Source organism: Nonomuraea sp. NPDC049750 (assembly GCF_040659625.1).
In the GTDB taxonomy this organism is placed as follows: Bacteria; Actinomycetota; Actinomycetes; order Streptosporangiales; family Streptosporangiaceae; genus Nonomuraea.
In genome coordinates this window covers 678,478-698,913 of record NZ_JBFANB010000002.1, presented here as the reverse complement: position 1 = coordinate 698,913, position 20,436 = coordinate 678,478, and the positions used below count along the sequence as shown (strand labels likewise).

Annotated in this window: 15 protein-coding genes and 1 pseudogene; 7 read left to right on the top strand and 9 right to left on the bottom strand. The window is 70.7% G+C overall.

Translation table 11 applies throughout. The annotated features are described in order from the left end of the window. Positions 1-278 precede the first annotated feature (278 nt). Positions 279-506 (top strand): hypothetical protein, encoded by a 228-nt coding sequence (locus tag AB0J16_RS08395; protein ID WP_358535974.1) that lies wholly within the window; start codon positions 279-281, stop codon positions 504-506. A 4-nt stretch (positions 507-510) separates the two neighbouring features. On the opposite strand, the gene AB0J16_RS08390 is transcribed toward AB0J16_RS08395, so the two are convergent. Together AB0J16_RS08390 and AB0J16_RS08385 are read right to left on the bottom strand one after the other, a co-directional pair. Further along, positions 511-2,550 carry a hypothetical protein gene (locus AB0J16_RS08390; RefSeq protein WP_358535972.1) on the bottom strand — a complete coding sequence of 680 codons (2,040 nt, stop codon included), beginning with the start codon at positions 2,548-2,550 and terminating at the stop codon, positions 511-513. Between the two features lie 48 nt (positions 2,551-2,598). Next, entirely contained in the window at positions 2,599-4,089 is a 1,491-nt protein-coding gene (locus tag AB0J16_RS08385) for a serine/threonine-protein kinase (RefSeq protein ID WP_358535970.1), read from the bottom strand. 245 nt (positions 4,090-4,334) lie between these two features. Between AB0J16_RS08385 and AB0J16_RS08380 the strand changes: the two genes are divergently transcribed. Further along, complete coding sequence (locus AB0J16_RS08380; RefSeq protein ID WP_358535968.1) at positions 4,335-5,237, top strand: TauD/TfdA family dioxygenase; 903 nt, start codon at positions 4,335-4,337, stop codon at positions 5,235-5,237. A 118-nt stretch (positions 5,238-5,355) separates the two neighbouring features. On the opposite strand, the gene AB0J16_RS08375 is transcribed toward AB0J16_RS08380, so the two are convergent. The 5 genes from AB0J16_RS08375 to AB0J16_RS08355 form a co-directional block, all read right to left on the bottom strand. Then, the gene (locus AB0J16_RS08375; protein ID WP_358535966.1) at positions 5,356-5,763 is read right to left on the bottom strand and encodes a nuclear transport factor 2 family protein; all 408 of its coding nucleotides are present in this window, start codon (positions 5,761-5,763) and stop codon (positions 5,356-5,358) included. A gap of 86 nt (positions 5,764-5,849) precedes the next feature. Further along, positions 5,850-6,809: a dienelactone hydrolase family protein gene (locus AB0J16_RS08370; RefSeq protein WP_358535964.1), complete on the bottom strand. Its 960-nt coding sequence runs from the start codon at positions 6,807-6,809 to the stop codon at positions 5,850-5,852. 94 nt (positions 6,810-6,903) lie between these two features. Continuing rightward, complete coding sequence (locus AB0J16_RS08365; RefSeq protein WP_358535962.1) at positions 6,904-7,656, bottom strand: ABC transporter permease subunit; 753 nt, start codon at positions 7,654-7,656, stop codon at positions 6,904-6,906. After that, positions 7,653-8,612 (bottom strand): ATP-binding cassette domain-containing protein, encoded by a 960-nt coding sequence (locus AB0J16_RS08360; protein ID WP_358535960.1) that lies wholly within the window; start codon positions 8,610-8,612, stop codon positions 7,653-7,655. Before AB0J16_RS08360 ends, AB0J16_RS08365 begins: the two co-directional genes overlap by 4 nt. Beyond that, on the bottom strand, positions 8,609-10,075 hold the full coding sequence (locus tag AB0J16_RS08355; protein WP_358535958.1) for an alpha/beta hydrolase: 1,467 nt from the start codon (positions 10,073-10,075) through the stop codon (positions 8,609-8,611). Before AB0J16_RS08355 ends, AB0J16_RS08360 begins: the two co-directional genes overlap by 4 nt. Before the next feature lie 165 nt (positions 10,076-10,240). On the opposite strand from AB0J16_RS08355, the gene AB0J16_RS08350 reads away from it, so the two are divergent. Together AB0J16_RS08350 and AB0J16_RS08345 are read left to right on the top strand one after the other, a co-directional pair. Next, complete coding sequence (locus AB0J16_RS08350; protein ID WP_358535956.1) at positions 10,241-11,368, top strand: sensor histidine kinase; 1,128 nt, start codon at positions 10,241-10,243, stop codon at positions 11,366-11,368. Positions 11,369-11,664: 296 nt separating this feature from the next. Continuing rightward, on the top strand, positions 11,665-12,303 hold the full coding sequence (locus tag AB0J16_RS08345; RefSeq protein WP_358535954.1) for a response regulator transcription factor: 639 nt from the start codon (positions 11,665-11,667) through the stop codon (positions 12,301-12,303). A gap of 118 nt (positions 12,304-12,421) precedes the next feature. Here the strand turns inward: AB0J16_RS08345 and AB0J16_RS08340 are convergent. Beyond that, positions 12,422-13,745, bottom strand: a pseudogene (locus tag AB0J16_RS08340) (transposase); the annotation flags it as partial. A 75-nt stretch (positions 13,746-13,820) separates the two neighbouring features. Here AB0J16_RS08340 and AB0J16_RS08335 point away from each other — a divergent pair. The 3 genes from AB0J16_RS08335 (at position 13,821) to AB0J16_RS08325 (ending at position 19,733) form a co-directional block, all read left to right on the top strand. Next, positions 13,821-14,768 (top strand): DUF4832 domain-containing protein, encoded by a 948-nt coding sequence (locus AB0J16_RS08335; RefSeq protein ID WP_358535952.1) that lies wholly within the window; start codon positions 13,821-13,823, stop codon positions 14,766-14,768. Between the two features lie 438 nt (positions 14,769-15,206). Next, positions 15,207-16,364 carry a DUF418 domain-containing protein gene (locus AB0J16_RS08330; protein ID WP_358535950.1) on the top strand — a complete coding sequence of 386 codons (1,158 nt, stop codon included), beginning with the start codon at positions 15,207-15,209 and terminating at the stop codon, positions 16,362-16,364. Positions 16,365-16,421: 57 nt separating this feature from the next. Further along, the gene (locus tag AB0J16_RS08325; protein WP_358535948.1) at positions 16,422-19,733 is read left to right on the top strand and encodes a glucodextranase DOMON-like domain-containing protein; all 3,312 of its coding nucleotides are present in this window, start codon (positions 16,422-16,424) and stop codon (positions 19,731-19,733) included. On the opposite strand, the gene AB0J16_RS08320 is transcribed toward AB0J16_RS08325, so the two are convergent. Next, positions 19,705-20,343 carry a helix-turn-helix domain-containing protein gene (locus tag AB0J16_RS08320; RefSeq protein ID WP_358535946.1) on the bottom strand — a complete coding sequence of 213 codons (639 nt, stop codon included), beginning with the start codon at positions 20,341-20,343 and terminating at the stop codon, positions 19,705-19,707. The genes AB0J16_RS08325 and AB0J16_RS08320 overlap by 29 nt on opposite strands. Between the last annotated feature and the right edge of the window lie 93 nt (positions 20,344-20,436).

The following is a 20,436-nucleotide window of genomic DNA, read 5'->3' as shown; positions in this document are numbered from 1 at the left end:
AGCAGGTGACCGATCGGTGCTGGCCTTCACCGCGATGCGGCCCACATGTTTGATCCGAAGGGTACCCCCGGCAGGATGCGAACTTGCGGCACTCGCTTTAGCCGCTTAGTCATCCACCAGGGCTTGCCGCCGGGTGCCCGGTTACTGGCCGATTTTCGGATCAGTCCCCCTAGCCCTGTGGTGACGCCGCGCAGGCGTGAAAATGGGGTCGGGTAGCCCCCCGACGTCGGCGTCTTTTCTGGGATTCAGGACCGGCGGTCCTGGTACAGGTGCACGTCGTGCCCAGCGCCGACCCGCCGGGCGAGGTGCTGGCGACCCTACGAGACAAGCTCTTCGGCCTGACCGGTGGCGAGTTCCCGCTGGAGGTGGTGCTCGCCGAAACCATCGCGATCACTGCTGGCGGCAAGGGCGTCGTCATGAACCAGATCCTGCGCGGCGAGGAGCGTTCTCTGGGATCGAGGTGGTCGCACATGCCGCCGTCGTGGCAGGCGCTCATGGTCCCGTGACGGCTCACTGGCGGGACAGGGCCCGGGTGATGCCGGTGACGATGGTCGTGACCAGGATCCAGCCCGCCAGCACCAGGCCATAGGCGACCCACTGAGCGCCGCCGGCCGGCTGGAACGCCTTCTCCTGGCCGAAGTCGATCAACGGGAACAGCAGGTCCAGTGCGTACACCACAGCGTTGAACACCGGCCCCTTGCCCGCCTCGGCGGGCGGCGGCCGATCGAGCGCGAACACCGTGGCCCCCACGACCAGCAGCGCGACGAACCAGGCGGCGGCGCGCAGCGGCCGGTAGCCGTAGCCGACCGTGACGTCCTGCAGCACGCCCCAAGCGCGGGCGGGCCTGCGGAGCGTGGCGCGCCGCCGCCGCTGCTTGGCCAGCAGCACCGTGCGGGCCTCCTCATCGTGCCCGAGCCGCCGATAGGTGCTGGCCAGCTGCTCGTACGGCTGCGGCACGTACTCCTCCGCGCCCTCTTCGAGCCAGGCCAGCCGGCGGGCGGCGGGCAGCGTGGGATCCAGTGCCTCGTACGTCAGGCCGTCCTGTCGGCGCGGTGACCAGGTGTCGGGGTCGTCGCGCAGCACTCCGATGCGGGCGTGCCGCAGGTCGACAGCGCCTTCGGGGGCCGACTTCGGGCGTAGGTACAGCTCACTGGCCTGTAGTTGCCAGGCCGCCAGCGCCCGGCCACCGGGGTTGGCGAGGGTGGCGTCGTTGAAGTACACGTGCCGGCGGACCTGGGTGCCGATCAGCGTGATCTCGCCGTCGGAGGTGAAGCCACGCCCGCAGAACAGCCCGCTGCCGATGGTCGCCGCGGCCGCGTCCAGCGTTTTGCCGCCGGGATCGTTGCTCAGGCGGGCGCCGCTGAAGTCGGCGATCGTGCCGATGGAGGCGTCGACCAGCCGTACCACGCCTTCGGACCGGAACCCGTCGACGCAGGCCAGCGCGCCGCCGATGGAGGCGCCGTCGGCGTCCAGCGCCACCTCGCCCGGGGCGGAGAGGTCGGCGCCGGCCAGGCGCAGAGATCCGGTGACGCGGGCCTGGGACAGGTCGACCCGACCGCGCGCCGTCAGCCCGCGCGCCTCGATCGTGCCCTCGACCTGGATCTCCTCTGCCTGGAGCGCGTCGCCGCCGGGGTTGTCCAGGCGGGCGCCGGTCAGGTTGAGCTCACGGTCGACGCGGGAGTCCGCCAGCCGTACCGTGCCGTTGGCGGAGAAGGTTCCGCCCAGGTAGAGGCCGCCCTCGGCGGTGATCCGCGAGCCGCGGAAGGCCATCTCGCCCGGGTGGTCGATGGTGGTGCCGGTCAGGGCGAAGGGCCCGGTGACGCGGGTGTTGCGCAGGCTGATCATCCCGGTGACCGTCATGCACCGGCAGAACACGTTGCCGTCGGCGACCAGGCCGTCCAGCGTCAGGGCGTGCCGGTCGGTCGCGGTCAGCCGGGCGTCGTCCATGATCAACGCACCGCCGACCTTGACGTTGGACAGCCGCACGTGGCCCTCGGCCCGCAACTCGATGGCGGCGATCCCACGGTCGGCCTGGAGCCGGTCGCAGTCGATCGCGAGCCCCGGCGCCCGCACCCGGGCGTGGTCGAGCGTGAGGCTGCCCGCGATGTGGGCGCCGCGCAGCTCCACCCGCCCGGTGAACAGGCAGCTCTCCAGCCTCAGGTGACCACCGATCTGGGCGTTCGACGCCGACAGGCCGGGCAGCCGGGACCGGGTGAAGCTCAGCTGCTGGCAGCGGGCCCAGTACAGGCGCGGCACCTGCTCGAAGTCGCAGGAGAGGAACCGCGCCGGGTGGCCGATGGTGGCGTGGGCCAGGTCCAGGAGTTCGGTGACGCGGGCGCCCTTGAGGCGCAGGGCCGGTAACCGCGCCGATTCCTCCCGCAGGAGGAGCTCGGTGATCACTCCGGCGCGGACCGTCCGCTCCGGGCCCCAGCTCGCGCCGGTCGCCGGGTCGTCCTCGTCCGGTTTCCCGGTGCGGAAGTCGACCAGCTCGCCCCGGGGGAACGCCTCCCACACCCGGCGCTCGGCCGCGGACAGCTCCTCGACGCGCATGGCTGAATTCTGCCGCAACGCCGGTGGTCGCTGGTCACTTGACGCCGATCATTTGATGCCGGTCATTTGACGCCGATCGACATCTCCACTTCGGTGCCGGTGCACGCGGACGCTCCGGCGGACGGGCTCAGGGCCGCCACCTTGCCGATCCAGTCGGGTCCCTTCCGGTAGCCGACCTTCACCGTGAAGCCGGCCTTCTCCACGGCCGCCTTTCCCGCGTCGAGGGGCCAGCCGCGCGCGTCGGGCACGCGGGCGCGGGTCGCGCTCATCACCAGGTCGACCGTGCTCGTGCCCGGCCGTAGGGCGGCGCGCAGGACTTTGCCGGGTGGGCCACCGGTGGAGCAGTCCGGGGTGAGCTTTCCGGGGATCAGCCCGGCCTGCCGGAGTCTGGACGTCGCGTCCTTCTGCCGCAACCCGGCCAGGACCGGCACCGACCAGCAAGGCGGCGACCACAGTAAGCGCCACGCGACGCCCCGGCCGGGCGCTCCCGGACGGCCCCCCGGACGGCTCGGCAGGCAGCCCGGCGGGCGCCTCAGTGGGCAACCCCGCGGACGGCCCGGGGGGCGGCTCAGTCAGCGGCTCGGCGGACAGGGCGGCAGGCGGGACGGCAAGCAGGGCTGGGGACAGTGCAGCGGCCGGGACGGCGGACGGGGTGACGGACAAGGAGGCGGGTGGGGCGAGGTCGGCGGCGGCCTTGAGGTCGCCCGACCTACCCCCGAGCAGCGTCAGCAGGAGCTCCTGCGCGGTGGGCCGGGTCGCCGGGTCCTTGCCGAGGCATCGCTCCACCAGTTCGCGTAACGGCAGCTGGATCGGGGACAGATCGGGCGTATCGTTCAGCACGCGGTTGATCACCGCAGGAATCGAGTCCTGCCCGAACGGCGCCTTCCCCATGGCCGCGAACGCGATCGTCACACCCCAGGCGAAGACGTCGGAGGGGGCGCCCGCTGGCGAGCCCGCGAGCTGCTCCGGCGAGATGTACGCGGGCGTGCCCATGATCTGGCTGGTCGCCGTGGCCGTGGTGTCCGCCTCACGAGCGATGCCGAAATCGATGACGCGTGGACCGTCGGGACCGATCAGCACGTTTCCCGGCTTGAAGTCGCGGTGCACGATGCCGGCCTGGTGGATGGCGGTCAGGGCGGTGGCGGTCCCGATCGCGAGGCGCTCCAGCGCGCCCCCGATGACCGGTCCGTCCTTCGCCACCCGTTCGGCCAAGGAGGGCCCGTCGATGAACTCACTGATCAAGTACGGCTGACCGCCGAGCATCCCGGCGTCCACCACCTGGGCCGTACAGAATCGGGCCACCTGTTTGGCCAGCGCCACCTCGCGCATGAACATGCGCTGCGCGCGCTCGTCGTCCCACGACCCGGCGTTCAGCAGTTTCGCGGCGACACGCTGCCCGGTCGGCCCGGTCGGCCCGTCCGGCCCGTCCGCTTCCGCGAGGTACACCTCACCCTGGCCGCCTCTGCCGATCCGGCCGATCACCCGATAGACGCCCAGCCGGCGTGGGTCACCCGTACGCAGGGGCTCGATAGCGCGCATCGCTTCCTCCCGAAGAAGTCACCCCTTATTCGCGTCAGCACCACATGCGGATTGCACGAAATGCTAAAACACTTATTTCCTACCTGTTGTGTTGACTATAGGAATGTCCTCGATCTACGGTGAGAACCGTGACGCCCATGGTTCTCACCATCCGAGGTCACGTGGACTTCTGCCGCGTGGCCAGCGCGCTCTGTCCGTCCTTCCGTTGATCGGCCGACATCCCATCTCCCGGAAGGACCACATCCATGTCAACCCTGCACATCGACCCCGTAGCGGGCCGGATCGGCGCCCAGGTCGGCGGTGTACGGCTCGGCGGCGACCTGCCCGCCGACGTCGTCGCCGAGATCCGCCTCGCGCTGCTCGCCCACAAGGTGCTCTTCTTCCGCGGCCAGGACCACCTGGACGAGGAGCGGCAGGTCGCCTTCGCCCGGCTGCTCGGCGACCTGACCACCGCGCACCCCACCGTGCCCGCTCTCGACGACAACGCGCACATCCTCGACCTCGACTATCGCAAGGGGCACAAGGTCGACCGCTGGCACACCGACGTCACGTTCGTCGACCGGCCGCCGCTCGCCTCGGTCCTGCGCGCCATCACCATTCCCCCGGCGGGTGGCGACACGCTGTGGGCCAACACCGTGGCCGCCTACGAGTACCTGCCGGCCGAGCTGCGCGACCTGCTCGACCGGCTGCGGGCCGTACATACCAACCAGTACGACTACGCGCGCATCGCGACGTCGGAGGATCCCGCGCGGACCCGCGAGTACGCCGAGGTGTTCGCCGCCACCGTCTACGAGACCGAGCACCCGGTGGTGCGCGTCCACCCGGAGACGGGCGAGCGGGCCATCCTGCTGGGCGATTTCGCCAAGCGGCTGACCGGGCTGTCGGCGCAGCCCTCCGCCTCGGTCATCAAGCTGATCCAGGAGCAGGTCACCCAGGTGGAGAACACCGTCCGCTGGCGATGGGCGCCCGGCGACGTGGCCATCTGGGACAACCGCGCCACCCAGCACCGCGTCGTGCACGACTTCGGCGACCAACCGCGCCGCCTGCACCGGGTCACGATCGCGGGCGACGTCCCGGTGGACGTGGACGGACGGACCAGCACGGTGCTGAAGGGGGACGCGGCCGCGTACTCACCTGTCGCGGCCTGACCCCGCGAACGGCCCATCGTCCGGGGAGACGGCTACGCGACCTGGCCGAGCGAGACCGCCGATCGATCGAGGGGGGTGGTCCCGCCCGGCCAGGCCAAAGAGGCCGGGCGTGCGTTTCTTAGTGGTCGCGGACCGGGATCGGCTCAGCCAGCGCGGCCCGGCTGGGAGGCGCGGGGAAGGGGTCGGCGAAGTATTGGGTCTCGTGCGTCACGAGACCATCGGTCATCTCCATGACGCTGAGCGAGTGTGTGGGCACGCCGTCATAGGTGATCACACACTCGCTCACCCAAACGTCGCCGCCGCCCAGGATCCGGCGGATGGTGAAGTGGCGTTCGGCCGGGTGCCCGCCTCGTTGCGCCTGGATCCTCGCCCGGCCTCTGAAGCGCTCGCCTGACTGCGGGTAGTCCAGGATCGCGTCCGCGGCGTAGATCGAATGCTCGGCGTCGACATCGCCGCGTTCGGAGGCCGCCCAATGCTCCTGGAGCCGAGCCCGGATCTCGGCCTCGGGATCCCTTACGCCGTTCACCCGTTACACCCCTCGTGACCAGTAGAAATGTCGCTCGGCCCGCACGACAGATGCTACTCGAGGGTTCTCCCGCTGCTCGGGACGGCTCAGGCCAGTTCGTCGGCGAGGGCCTGTTCGATGCGCTGCCAGGTCTCGGCGTGGTACGGCGAGTCCTCCTGCGCCAGGAAGGCGTGTGGGGCGCCCGCCAGGACGACCATCTCGTGCCTGATCCCGTCGGCCTGAAGACGCTCGGCGATGGCCGCATGTTGTTCTTCGATGATCGCGTGGTCGCGGTCGCCGACGATGTACACCAGCTTGCCCTTGATGCCCGGGGTCAGGTCGAGCGTGGGCTCCGGGCCGCTCACCGGGATGTCGGTGCCTGTCAGCCAGCCCGCGTACAGGACCACGGTGATCGGGAAGCCGAGTTGGGTGGCGGCCAGGTAGGCCAGGTGGCCGCCCAGGCTCAGGCCCACCATGCCGACCGCGCCGCTCGTGTCGTCGCGTGCCGCGAGGTAGTCGGCGGCCGCGCGGGTGTCGTACAGCACTCCTGTACGGCTCAGCGTCGCTATCAGTTCGAACCCGCGTGCGCGGCCCTCGTCGGTGGCCGGCAGTTCCACACCCGGGTCGGCGCGGTGGTAGTAGTCGGGGGCCAGCACCACGTACCCCATGCCCGCGATCCGGTCCGCGACCGCGCGCACGTCCTCGGTCAGCCCGAACAGTTGGTGGGCCACGATGACGGCCGGATGAACGCCGTCCCCGGCGGGGCGAGCGAGGTATCCACCCATGGGACCGTCGCTGGTCCGCACGGTGATGTCCGTGGGGTTCACGGGTGCCGTGCCGGTGTCTGAGGGGACGTCGGCCAGGGCGGACACGACGGCTTCGGCCACACCCATGGCGGAGGCGGGGTTCTGGCCGGTCACCAGGCGGCCGTCGCGGATCACCTGCGGCTGGAAGTCGGGGCCTGGCACGTGCTCGGCGCCCAGTTCGCGCAGGCGGGAGGCGAGCAGGAAGGGAACCACCGAGGTCAGCCCGACGGCCGCCTCCTCGGCATGACACTCACGCCACATACCTCGGGCGCAGCCCCGGCCATAGCGAAGCGGCGAGCGGCCATGCACGTGATGGCTGTCCTTTCCACGTACATGGCCGCCCATAAGGGTTCGGTCAGGCGTCGCGGTGATTGATCGCCAGGGTTGCCAGCAGGAGGGACACCACGACGTAACCCACCAGGATGACGGCGGCCGTTGAGGGGCCGAAGGCTCCTGCGTCGGGTACGGCGGCCAGTTGCCTGGCCAGCGACGGAATCGTCAGGGAGCTGATCCAGTCGTTCCACGGAGCTGGGAGGAAGCGCTCGAGCACGGTCGGGGACAGCGGGAGGACGACCAGCGCGATGAGCGCTCCCGGTGTCGACCGCAGGACCGTGGCCAGGCCCAGTCCCAGCACCGCGGCGACGGCGGAGCCGGCGCCGGTGGACAGCACCTCGGCCAGGGCCGCATGTTCGGCGAACGAGGCGCCGATCGGACGCCCGGCCACCACGGCCTGTGCGGTGAAGTAGGTGGCGAACGCCAGCAGTTGGCCCGCGACAGCGGCCATGGCGGCCACCGCGACGGCCTTGGCCAGAAGGAGCGTCCACCGGCTCCGGATCGTGGTCAGCGTGAGTCTGATCATGCCGGTGGCGTACTCGCCGGAGATGGCGAACACGCCCAGCATGCCGAACAGCACAGGCGGAATGTCGGCACTGAGGCTGAGACCCGTGCCGACGGGATCGCCACCGGGGCCGTTGGTGTCGAAGTAGTGCGAGATCGAGTAGGCGGCGAAGCCGGTGAGCGCAAGGGCCGAGAGCGTGGAGGCCAGGACGTAGTAGGTGGCTCGGAGCGAGCGTAGCTTGAGCCATTCCGATGCGACGAGGTTGATCATTGCGTGATCTCCATGAAGGCCTCCTCCAGTGATGTCCGGCGCGACACCAGCTCGTGAACGGCACAGCCGTTCGCCAGGGCGATGTCGCCGATGGCGGCTGCGGTCAGGCCGGTCACCAGCAATTCCGCTCCGGCGATGGCATCCCGCACGGGGCGCGTATCGGCTCCAGCCGCCGCAGGCCCACCGGGCACCGGCTCCTCACCGGCGTTGGCGTCCTGAGCGGGGCGTATGGTTGCGCCGGCCGCTTCGAGTGCCCTGGACAGGCGGGCCGCGTGGGGTGATCGGACCAGTACGCCGCTCTGGAAGCGGGCCAGCAGGTCCGTCGTCGTGGTGTCCTCGATCAGCCGGCCCTGGCCGATGATGATGAGCCGGTCGGCGGTGAGGGACATCTCAGTCATCAGGTGGCTCGACAGCAGGACGGTGCGCCCCTCGGCGGCCAGGGATCTGAGCAGTGTCCTGAGCCAGCGGATGCCGTCGGGGTCGAGGCCGTTGACCGGCTCGTCGAGGATGAGCACGCCCGGGTCACCGAGCAGGGCCGCCGCGATGCCGAGGCGCTGGCGCATCCCCTGGGAGAATCCGGCGATCCGCTTGCGTGCCGCGTTGGCCAGGCCGACCTCCTCCAGCACCTCCACGACCCTGCGGTGCCCGATCCCGCCCGCGTACGCCAGCGCCTGCAGGTGAGCGAACGCGCTGCGCCCGCCCTGCACCTCGGCCGCGTCGAGCATGGCGCCGACCTCGCGCATGGGGTCGCGCAGGTCGTGTTTGCGGACGCCGTTGATCAACGCCCTGCCCGAGGTGGGCGTGTGGAGGCCGAGGATCATGCGCATGGTGGTTGACTTGCCAGCGCCGTTGTGCCCGAGGAAGCCGGTGACCTGTCCGGGTTTGACGTCGAACGTGAGCTCGGACACCGCGCGGGTGGAGCCGTACAGCTTCGTCAGTTCTGTGACCTCGATCATTTCCCCACCTTCTGGATGATCTCGGCCGGGCAGCGCGTGCCCGGCGCGGGCAACTCCCCCGTGGTCAGGTAGGCGCGGACGTGCCGCCGCAGGCAGATGTTCCGCGCCCACGACGCGTGGCCGTCGCCGTGCCACAGGACACGCGCGGACGGGATCTGCTCGGCCACGTGCGCCTGCCCGCGATAATTGGTGTTGTTGTCGAGCTCCCCGATCGCGACGAGGATCGGCGGGGCGTCCTTCACGCGCAACGGGTGCGGCGCCCAGGACGCGCCGCCGCTGCGCCCCCAGCACCGCCCGAGCTCGAAGCGTCCCTCAAGCCAACCGAACCTCGGCGCGATCTCACGGAGTCTGGCCTCGATGCCCTGGAACTCCTCGTACGTCGGCAGCTTCGGCATGAAGTCGTTGCACAAGGAGTCTTGGCTCACGGACGCGCCGCCCTCATCCGGGAGCAGTTCTTGCAGGAAGTCGCCGGCGTCGCCGTCGAGGGCCTTACGGATGGCGGTGGCAAGCTGGGGCCAGAGTGCCGGATTCATGCCTTTGATCGCGCCGGCGTACAGCTGCCCCTCATGCACTGTCCGGCCGGCCGACGCCGGCAGTGGCACGCGGCGCACCCTGGCAACGAGCTCATCCCACGCCTTGCCCGCATCCCTGCCGTGCAGGGCGCAGTCGGTGCGGCGGGCGCACCAGTCGCGGAAGCGGGTGAGATGGCGCTCTTGCGTGAGCGCGTAGTTGCGTATCCAGGGCTCGAACTCCTGCTGGGTGTGATCGGCGGTGCCGTCGAAGTACATGCGGCCGACCCGCTGCGGGAACAGCTCCAGGTAGGCCTGGGCGTAGACGGTGCCGTAGGAGTTGCCCGCGTAGATAAGTTTGTCCTGGCCAAGCGCGGCGCGCAGCGCGTCGATGTCGTGGGCCACGTTCCATGCCGTCATCCCGCGCCAGGCCGATTTGGCCATGATGCGGCAGCTCGCCTGATGGGCCGCGTTCTTGGCGGCGTGGGCGTCCCAGTCCTGCTTCGTCCTGGCCAGGAGCAGTCCGTAGACGGAGGCGTCGGGCTCCGCGCAGCTCACCCTATTGCCGCTCGCGGGCTCCGACATGCCGCGCGGATCGATGGCGATGACGTCGAAGCTCCTCTGCAACTCATCGAGCAGGATCGGCGACTCCGCCGGAGCGTCGGGCTGGTTTTTCCGCCTGAGTACCGATGTGCTGGTGCCGGGCCCTCCGAAATTGACGATCAGCGACCCGACGCTCTTGCCCGTCGCGGGCAGTTTGGCCACGTGCACCGAGGTTCTGGGCCCGCCCGGGTCGGCCCAATCCACAGGAACGACCAGCTCGGCGCATCGCAGGCCGTCACCACAGTCCTTCCACACGAGGCCGTGGGCCTGCGCCGAGGCCAGCGCGATACCGCCAAGCGGCACGGCGAGACAGGCCGCCAGGCACAGGGCGATGAGTCTGCGTCGGTTCATGGCGGCAACGATGCTGTACGGCGGCGGGCGGCACATCGGAGCCTGATCCGATCTTTGGGATCGGACCAGGGTCATACGGTACGGGCGTACGTGCGCGGAGTACGACCCTGGTCCGACGGCCCGTGCTCCGATTCGCCCCCGGCCGTTCCTCGATAACGTCGGGATGTGAATCTGCTCGCCCGACGGCCTCCACCCTGGCTGCTCATCCTGGCCGACACCGTGGTCGCGGTGCTGCTCGCGCTGGCGTCCACGGCGAGTCCGCCGGAGCTGACCACGAACGCCGTGACCATGGCGCTCTGCTGGCTGCTCGCGGTGCCCGTGGCGGTGCGGCGGTTATGGCCGGAGCCCGCCTACTACAGTGCGCTCCTGATCGGCATCGCCGTGCTCGCGCTGCAGGCCAACCGGCTGATGCCGACGGCAGTGGTGGCCCTGGCCATCTACCCGGTGGCGACCGGCCGGCCGGTGCGGCGATCGGCGATCGCCCTGGTGTCGGGCCTGCTCATCAACGGAGGCTCGCTGCTGGTCTCGATGCCGGGTCCAGCACAATATTCGAACGGCTGGCCCGACCCCGTCTTCATCCTCGGTACGGCCTGGCTGGTCCTCGCAGCGAGCTGGAGTCTCGGCACGGCGGCGCGCACCCGCCGCGAGTTCGCCGCCCGCGAGGCCAGGAGGCAGGCCGAGCAGGCGGCGGCCGACGAGCGCCTGCGGATCGCGCGCGAGTTGCACGACGTCGTCGCCCACTCGATGAGCGTGATCACCGTCAAGGCGGGGGTGGCGGCCAAGGTCCTGGACAAGCATCCGGAGGAAGGGCGCAAGGCGTTGCGGGCCATCGAGGAGATCGGGCGCGGCTCGCTCGCGGAGATGCGCCATTTTCTCGGCACGCTGCGCGCACCCGGCAGCGCGCCCGACAACGCGCCGCTCCCCCGGCTCGCCGACCTGCCGTCCCTGGCGCGCCAGGCGGCGGAGGCCGGCGTGCAGATCGACCTGTCGGTGGACGGAACCGTGCCCGACAGCATGGCACCGGCCGTTTACCGCATCGTCCAGGAGGCGATCACCAACGTCGTCAAGCATGCCGCTCCCGCCCACTGCCAGGCCAGCGTGTCGGTCGCCGATGGGAGGTTGCGGATCTCCGTGGTCGACGACGGGTCTGGGCAGCGGGTGCTGCCGGGGCCGCCAGGTGGGCACGGGCTGGCGGGGATGCGCGAACGGACCCTGCTGTACGGCGGCACCTTCGAGGCCGGCCCGCTCCCGGGAACGGGGTTCGGCGTGCACGCGTCATGGGAGATCCCTTGACCCGCCTGGGACTTCGACGGAGGGACAGGGGGCAGCGCCGGGCGTTCCGGCGGTGCGCGGGCGTGCGCGAACGGCGGGCCATTCGGCACAACCCCGCAGTGGCGCATGGAGGTACGCACGGCCGGCGTTCCGAGAAAGCGTCGACGTGATGCGAGCGGTAGGCGCGGATCGGTCATGATGGACGTGATGACGAGGATCACGAGCGTGAGCCGGAGGAAGCGGAGTCGGCGGGTCCGGACAGGGCGTCCGCGGACTGGGCCGGGCTCGGTCGGGGTGGGTGCGGCAGGAGGAGGCTCGTGATCCGGGTGCTCATCGCCGACGATCAGGCGCTCCTGCGCGGCAGTTTCCGCTTGCTGATCGACTCGGAGGACGATCTCACCGTGGTCGGAGAGGCGGGCAACGGGCGGGAGGCGGTGGCGCTCTCACGTACAGAGTCACCCGACGTGGTGCTCATGGACGTCAGAATGCCCGAGATGGACGGCATCACCGCGACGGGGCAGATCGCCGGGGACACCCGGGTGCTCATCCTGACCACGTTCGACCTCGATGAGTACGTTTATTCGGCGCTGCGGGCGGGTGCCAGCGGATTCCTGCTCAAGGACGCGCCTCCGGACGACCTCCTGAAGGCGATCCGAGTGGTGGCGTCGGGTGAGACGCTGCTCGCGCCGACCGTCACCACCCGACTGATCGCGGAGTTCGTACGCCAGCCAGTCCAGCAGCCCTTTCACGGGCTCGACACGTTGACGGACCGGGAGCGCGAGGTGCTCACCCTGGTCGCCCACGGACTGTCCAACGCCGAGCTCAGCGTGCAGCTCCAGGTGAGTCCCGGGACCGTGAAGACGCATATCGGCCGTTTGCTGGCCAAGCTCAACGCCCGCGACCGCGCTCAGCTCGTCATCGCCGCCTACGAGGCCCGCCTGGTCACGCCGCGTTAGCCGACCGCGCGCCGTGACCGCAGGCGGCGTCAGCGCTCCACCACGCCGGCCCGCACACCGGGCTTGCGAGGTAAGCATCGGGACCAGGACGCTTGTCGTGGCCCGCGAGCCCGGGGGTCTACACCCCCTCCTCGTTCACGCCGCCACCGTCGGGGAGGTCAGGGATCTCGCCGAGCTGCCGCAGTCCCTCGGCCGAGGCGGAGGAGGAGATGGAGTAGCGGCCCAGGACGTTGAGATGGGCGTGGCCGAGCGGGGACAGCCGAGCGGGGACAGCCGGGCGGCGTCCTCATCCTTGACCGAGACGCCTGCGGCGCGCAGCCGGTCGACCGCGGCCGACACGTACTTCGAGTTCCACAGCGCGACCGCGTTGACGACGAGACCAAGCGCCGCTAGTTGATCTTCTTGTCCTTCACGGTATGCCTTGCGGATCTGGCCATTGCCACCGTGGCAGATCTTGCGGGCGAGCCGGTGCCGCGACTCTTGCACGGTGAGCTGCCTGTTCAGCTTGCGGCGGTAGGTGTCGTCGATCGGGTCCAAGATGCTGAGCAGATGGAGAGTCTTGTCGATCCGCCCGTACTCAGCGAACGCCTGCCCAAGGGGGTGGGCCGCCCGTTGCGGGCGAACATGCGCAGCAGGTCGTAGGCGCGCACCTGGTTGGTCACCAGCGATCCGGCGACCCGGGTCATGTCCGACCACTGAGAGTGGATCTTCTGCCGGTTGATCCTGTTCCGGGCGATCGCCTCCAGCGGCCTGTACGCCGGCGCCGTCCCGTCCGGCAGGTCGGCGCGCCAGAACCGCTGGTCGCCCAGGTCCGCGAAGCGTGGCGCGAACCGGTAGCCGAGCATGGAGAAGATGCCGAACACCGTGTCCGAATCGGACGCCTGGTCGGTCGTGACGACCTCGGGCTGCGGGCCGGCGTCGATGTTGATCAGGGTGTCCAGGGTGTAGAGGGAGTCGCGCGGTGTGCCGGGCACGACCATCTGCCCGATCCCCATCACCTGATCATTTACTGCATTGAGAAGCGTGAGGCCGCGTTTGTAGCCGAAGTACTTCGGCGACGGGGCGGCGTTGATCGTCTGTACCGGGACGACGAACCGCAGCCCATCGACCGAGGCGAGCAGCCCGCCACCCCACAGCTGCACGATCGGCACGCCGCGCTGGGCCTCGATCAGGATCGCGTTCGCGGCGGCGTGCGTCTCGGCCCGCACGTAGTTCTGGTCGACGTGCGAGAGCCGGCTACGGGTCAGCGCCTCGTCCCCGTCCTTGATCACCGGGGTGAGGCCGACGTTGCAGGCCTCGCTGATCAGCAGCGCGACCAGGGATCGGGGCAGGTCGTGCATGCGGGTGGAGATGTCGGCCAGGTGCACATAGGCGTCCAGGAACCCGGTCCAGGAGTGCACCTCCGGCAGCAGTTCCGGCAGGTCAATGCGCGGCAGCATCGCCTGGCAGACCGCGCGCAGCCACTTCAGCGAAGGGCTCTCGCCCAGCGCGCCGAGCTTCTCCACCGACAAGCGGGCGTGTTCAGCGCGTTCGGGGTCTTCCTGCTGCGCCAGTTCTTCCTCGGCCTGCCCCGCGAGCTGGAGGAGGCGGCCCGGCTGGACGGCGCGGGGCCGCTGCGGATCTACTGGTCGATCATGCTGCCGCTGGCCAGGCCGGGGCTGGTCGCCCTCGGCGTCCTGGTGCTGCTGTGGTCGTGGAACGACCTGTTCTGGCCGCTGGTGGTCAACACCGCGCACGATGTACGGCACCACCGCGCTGACACCCGCCCAGGCGTACGACGGCTCCGCCCAGGCCCGGGTCGGGCACCACAACGACTGCTTCCTGGCCAGCCCCGACGACTACGGCACCTACGAGAACACCGCCGTCGAATACCCTACCTCCAGGCCGAGACCGCCTACCTGCCGATGGGCGGGGAGACCTGCGGCGCCAACCCGCCGCGTTCGAGCTGCCCCACCGCCATGAGCGAGATGTCGCTGTTCCACTGGTCGTACCTGAACACCGACTACCACCCCGACGTCATCAACGGCTGGAACACCGGCGGCTGCCTGCCCGGGATCACCCGCCGCCTCGGCTACCGCTTCGCCCTGCAGACCGGCACGTACCCGAGCACGTCGACCCACGGCGGCGCGCTGCCGGTGCGCCTCACGATCAGGAACGACGGCTGGGCCGCGCCCTTCAACCCCCGCGACGTCGCGCTGGTCCTGCGGAACACCGCCACGTCGGCCGTGTACCGCTTCCCGCTCAACGCCAACCCCCGCCTCTGGCTCGCGGGCGCCACGGCGACCATCGACCAGAGCGTGACGCTGCCGGCCGGGATGCCGGCGGGCACGTACGCGCTGCTGCTCGACCTGCCCGACCCGCAGCTGTCGTCGCGTCCGGAGTACTCGATCCGGCTGGCGAACGACAACGTCTGGGAGGCGGCCACCGGGTACAACAACCTGCTGCGGAGTGTGACTGTCAACTAGATGGTCCCAGGCGGTTCGTCACGCGACCGTCTCGGAGTATGTGACGGTCCGTGGTGGCTGGGGTCCTTCTGTGGAGATACCTCCTCCGGGGGAGCAGAAAGAGAGGGTCCGTCCGGGGATGAGGTCCTAAGGAGAGATACCCCCTCCGGGGGAGCAGAAAGAGACGGTCCGTCCGGGGATGAGGTCCTAAGGAGAGATACCCCCTCCGGGGGAGCAGAAGAAGACGGTCCGTCCGGGCCGAGGTCCTTAGGAGGGACACCCCCTCCGGGGGAGCAGGGTCCGTCGGAGCTGAGGTCCTAAGAAGGACGCCCCCTCCCGAGGAGCAGTGGAAGACGGTCCGTCGGAGCTGAAGTTTCTGGGATCCAGCGACTTTGGTCGGTGTCGGAGGCTGCCAAGGATCGATGTGCCGGGGAGCTCGGCGTCTCTAGCGTCAGGATCATGACTCTGACCGAGGCGCCGGGCTCACGGCGCGTGCACGAGATCGACGCGGTCCGGGGGTTCGCGCTGGCGGGCATCCTGGTGGCGAACATCGGGTTCTTCGCCGATCCCGGCTACGCCGTGGGGACGGGCATCATGCCCATCACCGAGGGGCCGGTCGCGTACCTCATCAGCACGCTGGTGCTGACGAAGTTCTACATCCTGTTCTCCTTCCTGTTCGGCTACTCCTTCACGCTCCAGACGCGCGACGGGGTCGACGTCAAGGCCAGGATGCTGCGACGCTGCCTCGGGCTCTTCGTGATCGGGGTGCTGCACGGGTTCCTGCTGTGGATCGGCGACATCCTCACGCTGTACGCCACGCTCGGGGTGATCCTGCTGGCGATGCGCGGCATCTCGCCCAGGAAGGCGGTCGTCACCGGTTGCGCCATCATCGGGGTCATGTCGGTGATCTGGCTGCTGCTGGCCGGGCTGACCCTGCTCGACCCGGCGACGGGCACGGCGGCCGGCACGGCGGCGGTGACCGACGCGGCGGCCGGGGCGCGGGCGGAGGCGCTGGTCACGGGCGGGCCGTTGAGCTTCCTGTCGTTCCAGGTGGAGACGTACCCGGCGCTGGCCGCGATGGTGTGGATCGGGCAGGGGCCGATGGCGATGGCGATGTTCCTGTTCGGGCTGGCGGCGGGCCGGTCACGGCTGTTCGAGGAGCCGGCGCGCTGGGCCCATCTCGTGCCGCGCGTCCAGTGGGTGGGCTTCGGCGTCGGCCTGCCCGCCGCGGTCTTCTTCGCCTGGGTGTCGTCCTCATCCGGGGACGCGCTGGATCTGGTCGCGCTGGCGGTGAACAACGTGGGCTCGGTGCTGCTGACGGCCGCCTACGTGGTCACTCTGCTCCAGGTGTTCAAGCGCTTTCCCGCCGTCATCGGCGTGCTGTCGCCGGCCGGGCGGGTGGCGGCCTCCAACTACATCGGGCAGTCGCTGCTCTGCTGCCTGATCTTCACCGGCTACGGGCTGGCCCTGGCGGGCAAGCTGTCGCCGCTCGCCGTGATGGGCGTGGCCGCGGTGATCTACGCGCTCCTGCTCGGGCTGAGCTGGTGGTGGCTGCGGAGCCATCGTTACGGCCCGATCGAGTACGGCCTTCGCCGCCTCACCGCGGGTCGGGGTTGACACGGATCAGGGCCTGGTCTTCTCTGCAACGAAAGGGCGGACCCGAGGGGGCACGGCATGGCCAAGGTTCGACGATTCACACTTGCCCTCGTCGTATCCGCCGCACTGGTCGGGCTACCCGCCGCGCCCGCCATGGCCCGGGGTCCCGTTCCGGCCGGGCCGAGCATGGCGTCCCACATGGCGCGGGGCCCCGCCCCGGCCGGGCCGGGTATGGCGTCCCACTTCGGGTTGGCGCGCAAGGACTGCGTCGGTACGGCCGCGGGCCGGGCGTCCAAGGTCTGGTACACGGTCGCGGGCGGCGTGCTGTCCGACGTCTACGAGCCAACCATCGACAACACCAACGTCGAGACGATGCAGTTCGCCGTCACCGACGGCACGACGTTCACCGAGTTGCAGTCCCGCGACACCACCTACAAGGTGAGCACCGACCGTTCCGGCATGACCTGCACGATCACCTCCTCCAGCAAGGCCGGCCGCTACCGCCTGACCACCACCTATCTCACCGATCCGGACAGCGACGCCGTCGTGGTCAGGACCCGGCTCCAACCGGCCGGACTGCGCCTGTACGTACGCCTGGACGCGAGCGTCAACGGCAACGGAGGCGGCGGCGCGCCGAACGGCGGGGCCGACAGCGGCGTGATCGACGGCCCGACCGGCGCCCCGGTGATCTCCGACCCGAACACCGAGACCTCCGCGCCCGCCCGCGACTACGCCGTACCCACCCACCTGGCGCTGCGCGCGGAGCGGCGGCTGCCGCAGGCGGGCGTCGGCTACGCGGGAACGCCCAGCGACGGCGCCGCGCAACTGGACTCCGCCCACACGCTGACCCCCACCACCACCGCGCCGGACGGCAACGTGGTCGCCACCGCCCGGCTGCCTCTGGACGGCTCGGGTGCGGTGACCTTCGCGCTCGGCTTCGGCCGTACGGCGGCCGCCGCGTTGCGGACCGCGGGCGCGGCCGCCGCCCGGCCGTTCGAGACCACCCGAGCCCGGTACGAGGGGGGCTGGGCCACCTACGACGCCGGGCTGCGCAAGCCGCCCGCCTCGCTCGCCGACGCCTACTGGTTGTCCGCCAACGTGCTGAAGGCGAGCGAGGACAAGACCTTCCCCGGAGCCGTCGTCGCCTCGCTGGCCAGCCCGTGGGGCCAGGCGGTCGGCGCGGGCGAGAAGGTGGGCGGCAAGGCGGTCTATTTCGGGTCGTATCGCGAGGTGTTCGCCCGCGACCTGTACGAGGCGTTCACCGGTTTCCTCACCGACGGCGACCTGGCGACCGCCCGCGCCACGGCCCGCTTCCTGCTGGAACGTCAGCAACTGCCCGACGGCCGCCTGCCGCGCAACTCCCTGCTGAACGGCCGGCTCGCCCCCGACTCCGGCGGCGACCAGCTCGACGAGAGCGCGTACCCGATCCTCATGGCCCACCAGGCCGGGATAGGCGCGGAGCTGTGGGAACACCTCCGCCAGGCCGCGGACTTCCTGGTGGCGCACGGGCCCGCGTTCGGCGTCGAGCGCTGGGAGGAGCAGCAGGGCTATTCGCCGTCCACGATCGCGGCCGAGATCGCCGGGCTCGTCGCCGCCGGGGAGATCGCCGCCGGCCGCGACGACCAGGGCCGGGCCAGGCTCTACCGCGCCACCGCCGACCACTTCGCCCGCTCGGTCAAGGGCTGGACGGTCACCACGACCGGCCCGTACGCCCCCCGCTACTTCCTGCGCCTGTCGCGCACCGGCGACCCGGACGCCGCCGCCCCGTACAACCTCGGCAACGGCGGCCCGACCGAGGACCAGCGCCGGGTGGTGGACGCGGGCTTCCTGGAGCTGACCCGGCTGGGCATCCTGCCCGCCACCGACCCCGACGTGCTGGCCAGTCTGCCGGTCGTGGACCGGGTGATCGGGCGTACGACGCCGAACGGCCGGGGCTGGTACCGCTACGGCTCCGACACCGCGGGCACCGAGGACGGCTACGGCGACTGCCATGAGCCCGACCCCACCTCCTGCGCCCCGTCCGGGCGGCCCTGGCCCACCGCGAACACCGGCTCGGGCCACCTGTGGCCGGTCCTGTCCGGCGAACGGGCCGAGCAGGCGTTGCAGACCGGCGACCCGCGTACGGCGGCGTCCCTCCTGGCGGCGATGCGGGCCATGTCCTCCGGCACCGGCCTGGTCCCCGAGCAGGCGTGGGAGAACCCGGACCTGGCCGCCGCGCCATACGGCACCGACCCGGCGACCGCCTCGATCGGCTTCCGCGACGGCGAGCCCGCCGGCTCGGCCTCCCCGCTGACCTGGGCGCAGGCCCAGGAGGTGCGGCTGATCCTCTCGCTCGGGTCGGGCCGCCCAGCTGAACAGCCCGAGATCGTACGCCGCCGCTACGCCGCCCACGGCATGCCCGAGGCTGCGCCGCTCACCCTCACCGCACCCGCCGAAGGCAGCACGGCCACCGGCACGTCGGTCACGGTCGAGGGAACCACCGCGCCCGGCGCGCGCGCGGACGTCGCGGCCACGCCCATCGACATCGGCGCCGCCACCAGGGTCGTCTCGGTACGGGCCGGAGCCGACGGCCGCTTCACCGCCCAGGCGCCGGTCTCGTTCGGCGAGGTCGTACTCACCGTGACCGCCACAACCGCCGACGGCCGCACCGGGTACGCCCGGCGGTCGGTCATCGGTGACATCACCGGCGCCACGACCGTGCTCGACGTCACCGATCCCGATGGCGACGACGACGGGCCGGGGACCTACGCCTACCCGACGGCCGCCGACTTCCACGCGGGCGCCTTCGACCTGCGCAGGTTCCAGGTCATCACGGACGCGAGCACCGTCTACCTGCGCGCCGAGATCGCCGACCTCACTCCCACCTTCGGCAGCCAGATCGGCGCCCAGCTGCTCGACGTCTACGTCCAGGACCCGGCCGTGACCGCGCGCTCGACCGATCCGGCGTTCCCGCAGCGCAACTACCGCATCGCCGAGCAGGACGCCTGGTCACAGCGGGTGGAGGCGCAGGGCTTCGCCGCCCCGGTCTGGGTGACGGCCGCCGGCGTCGCCCGGTCCGGGGCCGCCGTCCGCGGCTCCGGCACCACCCGCACGATCACGATCGCCCTGCCCAAGGCGGACTTCGGCACGCCGGGGCCCGGCTGGCGGTTCGCGGTCGTGCTCGCCGGTCAGGACGGGTTCAGCGCCGACCAGGCCAGGGGTTTCACCGCCACTCCACAGCCGTACCAGTTCGGCGTGTGCGCCCCGGGCGGGACCGCTCCCCTGTGCTCCGTCGACCCGGGCGGCGTGCCCAAGGCCGTGGACGTGCTCACCCCGGCCGGACAGTCGCAGGCCGACGAACTGAACCCGCTCCTCGGCCCGGTCACTCTGCGGGCGGTTCCGGTCCCCTGAGGCTGAGGAGAGGCAGGTCGGGGAACAGGTGGCTGACCAGGAGTGTCGCCGTGCGCATCGCGGCGGTGACGATGTCGTCGTTCGTCGCCTCGGTGCCCTGGGCGGCCAGCACGGCGCTGTGCACGCTGAGCAGGGCCAGCCGGACGCTGAGCTGATCCTGCACTGAGGCTCCGGGGCCCAGGATGAGCCGGGTGGCCCGGTCGGTCCGCTCCAGCGGGCTGCTCTGACCCGTCGGCATGGCCGTCTTCAGCGCGGTGTGGTTGGCGACGGCGAATCGCATGTTCCGCACCCCTTGCTGACTGCTCATCGTGAGCCACCGGCTCAGCAGCTCGGCGGCCAGCTCCGGGGAGTGCGGCTGCCCGGCCGCCCAGTCGAGCAGCTCGTCCATCGCCCGCATGTGGTCGGTGAAGAGGCTGACGATGACCGCCTCTTTGCTGTCGAAGTGGTAGTAGAGCGCCGCCTTGGTGATGCCCAGTTGCTCGGCGATCTCGCGCATAGAGGTGGCGTCGTAGCCGTGCTCGGTGAACAGGGTCAGCGCGGCCTCCTGGATCTCGGCTCGCGTCTGGCTGCCCTTGCGCCGCGCGCCCGGCGCCGGCTCCGTCTTGGTCATGGCTCTTCCCTCTTGCTCCAAAACTGTTACACAGCCTATTTGCCTACCGGCCGGTTAGCAAGTACGCTTGCCGACCGACAGGTAAGTTCTATG